The 4,517-nt window shown below is 71.5% G+C and carries 6 protein-coding genes; 4 read left to right on the plus strand and 2 right to left on the minus strand.

Annotated elements, in window-relative coordinates; all coding sequences use genetic code 11:
* Nucleotides 1-17: 17 nt before the first annotated feature.
* Both VLF38_RS08505 and glmU read right to left on the minus strand, forming a co-directional pair.
* A complete protein-coding gene (locus VLF38_RS08505) occupies nt 18-509 on the minus strand; it encodes a hypothetical protein (RefSeq protein WP_325270839.1) in 492 nt (163 codons plus the stop codon).
* 62 nt (nt 510-571) lie between these two features.
* Nucleotides 572-1,990, minus strand: coding sequence for a bifunctional UDP-N-acetylglucosamine diphosphorylase/glucosamine-1-phosphate N-acetyltransferase GlmU (gene glmU / locus VLF38_RS08510; RefSeq protein ID WP_325270840.1), 1,419 nt, complete (start codon nt 1,988-1,990; stop codon nt 572-574).
* Between the two features lie 171 nt (nt 1,991-2,161).
* On the opposite strand from glmU, the gene VLF38_RS08515 reads away from it, so the two are divergent.
* From VLF38_RS08515 to VLF38_RS08530, 4 genes are all read left to right on the plus strand, one after another.
* A complete protein-coding gene (locus tag VLF38_RS08515; RefSeq protein WP_325270841.1) occupies nt 2,162-2,485 on the plus strand; it encodes a hypothetical protein in 324 nt (107 codons plus the stop codon).
* 30 nt (nt 2,486-2,515) lie between these two features.
* Nucleotides 2,516-3,655, plus strand: coding sequence for an alcohol dehydrogenase catalytic domain-containing protein (locus VLF38_RS08520; RefSeq protein ID WP_325270842.1), 1,140 nt, complete (start codon nt 2,516-2,518; stop codon nt 3,653-3,655).
* Nucleotides 3,652-4,101, plus strand: a complete 450-nt coding sequence (locus VLF38_RS08525) for an acyl-CoA thioesterase (RefSeq protein ID WP_325270843.1) — start codon at nt 3,652-3,654, stop codon at nt 4,099-4,101. Before VLF38_RS08520 ends, VLF38_RS08525 begins: the two co-directional genes overlap by 4 nt.
* A partial coding sequence (locus tag VLF38_RS08530; protein ID WP_325270844.1) for an alpha/beta hydrolase occupies nt 4,101-4,517 on the plus strand: 417 nt, incomplete at its 3' end. The genes VLF38_RS08525 and VLF38_RS08530, both read left to right, overlap by 1 nt.

Consider the following 4,517-nt stretch of genomic DNA (forward strand, 5'->3'; position numbering starts at 1 on the left):
CCGCCGAGCCGGCCCACTCAGTTGCTGAGCTCCCGGCCTTCCTGGAAGCGGAGGTAGGAGTACGCCGGGGTCGTGCTGCCGGAGACGCTGTAGAGCGTGCTCCAGACGGTGAACACCGGTCGGTTCGCCACCCGAACCGGCCCCGCCCAGTACTGGAAGTTGCCCTGGTCGTAATCCTTCACGTAGCCGGAGCCGTCGCGATAGGTCCCCTCACCCTTGAGGTAGCTCCAGGTCGCCTTTCCGTAGAGCGGCCCCTTCTTCACGGTGATCGCGCACCAGTCCGTGCCTGCTCCGGTCCCCTTGGTGAAGACCCGGAGCTCGCCGTACTGGCGGTGGGTCGACTCGTAGCCGTAGAGGACGGTCTTGAGGCCGTAGCCGGTCCCGCACTTGTCCGCCCACACACCGGCGTGCGCGGTGGACGGGCTGAGAGCGACGGCGCCCAGCGCGGTGACGAGCGTGAACGAGATGCCTGCCGCGAGACGCGCGGCGCTGGCCCGGATTCCGGTCATGATTCCCCCTGAGACAGATGTGTGCAGCGCCAAACTAACTCAGGTCGCTACGCACATGGGACTCAGGCGTCCTCGCCCTCTTCCTCAGCCTGCACCACCGCGGCCTTGCGGGCCTTCCAGTCCTCCAGCGTGCGCTGCGGTCCGGCGGAGACCGCAAGCGCGCCGTCGGGGACGTCCTGGCGGACCGTCGTGCCACCACCGGTCATCGCGTCGTCGCCGATGCGCACCGGCGCGATGAAGGTGTTGTTGGAGCCGGTCTTCGTGCGGCTGCCGATGGTGGTCCGGTGCTTCTGCTTGCCGTCGTAGTTGGCGAAGATCGTGCCCGCGCCGATGTTGCTGTCCTCGCCGATCTCCGCGTCGCCGACGTAGGAGAGGTGCGGGACCTTGGAGCGGTTGCCGATCTGGGCGTTCTTGGTCTCGACGAAGGCGCCGATCTTGCCCGCGGCGCCGAGCACGGTGCCGGGCCGCAGGTAGGAGAACGGGCCGACATTGGCCTCCATGCCGATGACCGCGAGCTGCGCATGCGTCCGTACGACGCGGGCTCCGGCGCCGACCTCGGTGTCCTCGAGCGTGGTGTCGGGGCCGACGACGGCGTCTTCGCGCACGAGGGTCGCACCGAGGAGCTGGGTGCCGGGCAGGAGCGTCACGTCGCGCTCGAGGACGACGTCGGCCTCAATCCAGGTCGTGGCGGGGTCCATGACGGTGACACCCTCCTTCATCCAGCCCGTGACGATGCGCTGGTTGAGGATCCGTCCCAGCTCGGCGAGCTGGGCGCGGTCGTTGGCGCCCTCGGTCTCGCGGACGTCGTCGACCTGGTGCGCGGCGACCGTGTGGCCGGCCGCGCGGGCCAGCTTCACGGTGTCGGTGAGGTAGTACTCGCCGTTGGCGTTGTCGTTGGTGAGCTGGCTCAGCGCGCCGACGAGGAAGCCGGCCTCGAAGGCGAGGATGCCGCTGTTGATCTCGGCGATCTCCCGCTGCTCGTCGGTGCAGTCCTTCTCCTCGACGATCGCCTCGACGGTGCCGGCGTCGTTGCGGACGATCCGGCCGTAGCCGAACGGCTTCTCGACGGTGCCGGTCAGGACGCTCACCGCAGCTCCCGAGTCGGCGTGCGCGGCGGCGAAGGCGCGCAGCGACTCTCCGCGCAGCAGGGGCGTGTCGCCGGTGACCACGACGACGGTGCCGGTCGGCGCCTCGGGCAGCGACTCGATCGCGACGCGGACTGCGTGACCGGTGCCGTCCTGGGTCTCCTGGACCGCGAGCACGGCGTCTGGCGCGTGCTCGAGCACGTGCGGACCGACCTGCTCGCGCTGCGTGCCGATGACCGCGACCACGCGGGACGGCGCGGTCTCCTGCACCGCGGTGAGCACGTGGCCGATCATGCTGCGGCCACCGATGCGGTGCAGGACCTTCATGGTCTTGGACTTCATCCGGGTGCCGCCGCCGGCAGCCAGGACGATGACGGTCAGATCGCTGGAAGTCACGCGCTGCAGCCTAGCGGCGTGCGCGGCGGCCCTCCCCAGACGTCGGAGGCCGGGGTGCCCCCGGGATTGACCACCCTCCGGCGTCATGGCCCTCAGCGTTGCGGGTGCCTAGCGTCGGGAGCACCCGACGCCGGCACCGGCCGGCGCCCGCTCACCCGGGAGGCAAATCCCATGCACGTCGCCTTCATCCGCCCGCTCGCAGGCGGCTTCCTCGCCGCCCTCGCGCTCACCGCGGTCGGTGCCACCTCCGCTCACGCCGGCGAGGTCACCGGCAACGGCTCCAGCCTCAAGGACCCCGACGGCCACCTCAAGGGCCACTCGGTGTGTGCCTTCTCCGGACTGAACGACACCTACTCGGGCAACCCCGACGTGCCCGACGGTGACGGCTTCTACCGCACCCAGAACTGGGGCCAGGTCGACCCGGGCACCCGCGCATTCCTCGGCTCCATCGGGTTCCACCCGGGCGACTCCTGCAAGCCCGGGACGGAGCACTGACACGGACGGCGCCATGTCATAGTCGGCTGCGTGAAGATCACCGGCGCCGTCCTCTCGCAGCGCGACCTCCCCCGTCCGTACGCCGACTCCGCGCCGCTCGCGGTCACCTCGCTGGACCTCGCTCCCCCGGGGCCGGAGGAGCTGCTGGTGCGCATCGAGGTGGCTGGCCTGTGCCACTCGGACCTGTCGGTGGTCAACGGTGACCGGCCGCGACCGCTGCCGATGCTACTCGGCCACGAGGCGGCGGGCGTCGTGGAGGCCACAGGCCCGTTGTCGGCCGACACCGAGCTCTTCCCGGTGGGCCAGCGGGTCGTGTTGACCTTCCTCCCCCGCTGCGGTGCGTGCGAGGCCTGCGCGACCGACGGCATTCGGCCGTGCTCGGCAGGCTCGGCCAGCAACGGCACCGGCGAGCTCCTGGGCGGCGGCACGCGGCTCGCCTGCGACGGCGAGCCGGTCCTGCACCACCTCGGTGCCTCTGCGTTCGCGACCCACGCGGTCGTCGACCGCCGCAGCGTCGTGCCCGTGCCTGCCGACGTGCCCGCCGAGGTCGCGGCACTTCTGGGCTGCGCGGTCCTGACCGGCGGTGGCGCCGTGCTCAACACCGGAGGCGCCCAGCCCGGCCAGCGCGTCACCGTCGTCGGCCTCGGCGGTGTCGGGATGGCCGCCGTGATCACCGCGCTGGCACTGGAGGGCGTCGAGGTCTGCGCGGTCGACATGCAGGACGACAAGCTGGCGACCGCCCGTCGCCTGGGAGCCGCACGTGCCGGTACGCCGGACGAGGCGGCCGCGGACCCGGCGTACAAGGGCGACCTGGTGATCGAGGCAGCGGGCTCGGTGCGCGCGTTCGAGACCGCCGTCGCGCTGACCGCTCCCGGTGGACGCACGGTGACGGTCGGCCTCCCCCACCCCGATGCACGCGCCGCGGTCTCGCCCCTGGGCCTGGTCGCCGAGGGACGCACGATCATCGGCAGCTATCTCGGCAATGCGGTGCCGCGTCGCGACATCCCGCGGTTCGTGGAACTCTGGCGCGCAGGTCAGCTGCCGGTCGAGGAGCTCGTCTCCGACCGGATCGGGCTGGCCGACCTCAACACTGCGCTGGACCGGCTCGACGCCGGCGCCGCGCTGCGGCAGCTGATCGTGATGGAGCCCGGAACCATGGAGGACGCGTGACCCAGGAGACGCAGGAGGTCGCCCCGCGCGACCTGCGGATCGACCTCTTCCCGCACCAGCGGGACTACGCGATCCGGTGGGCCGACATCGACCGCTACGGCCACCTCAACAACGCCGTGCAGTACCTGATGATGGACACCCTCATCAACGACTTCGTCGCCGACGCCGCCGGCATGCCGCCCCACCACCTGCCAGCCGTCGGCCTCGTCGTCGAGACCGGCTGCCTCTACCTGCAGGAGATCCTGCCGACGCACCAGCTCCGCCTCGGGCTCCGCTGCCTCAAGGTCGGCTCGTCGAGCATCCGCTACCAGGTCGGCTTCTTCGTCGACACGTCCGAGTCGCCGGCCGCGGTCTCGAAGTTCTCCGTCGTGTACGCCGATCTCGAGACGCGGCGGCCCTCGTCGATCCCGGACGCCGTGCGCGCGGCCGCCGAGGCGATCCGCTGATGCGCCCTCTGCGCTCGGTGCCGCTGCAGCCGGCGGACGAGTTCCTCGTGACCCTCGAGGACGGCACCCGTCTGGCGGTCGAGGCCGACGGACCGGTCGACGCCGCGGTGTCGGTGGTCTTCGTCCACGGGTTCACGCTCAACCTGACCAGCTTCCGCAACCAGCGCGCGACGCTGCAGGCAGCCAGCGGCGACGTCCGCCGGATCTTCGTCGACCAGCGCGGGTTCGGCAGCAGCGAGCGCGGCCCGCGCGGCAAGGCCTCCATCGACCAGCTGGCCCGGGACCTCGCCGAGATCGTCGAGGCGGCGCCGGGGCGCGTCGTACTCGTGGGGCACAGCATGGGCGGCATGGTCATCCTGGCGCTCGCCGGACTGCGACCTGACCTCTTCGGCGGCCGGGTCCGCGGCACGGTGCTG

This window comes from Nocardioides sp., assembly GCF_035481145.1.
Classification (GTDB): domain Bacteria; phylum Actinomycetota; class Actinomycetes; order Propionibacteriales; family Nocardioidaceae; genus Nocardioides.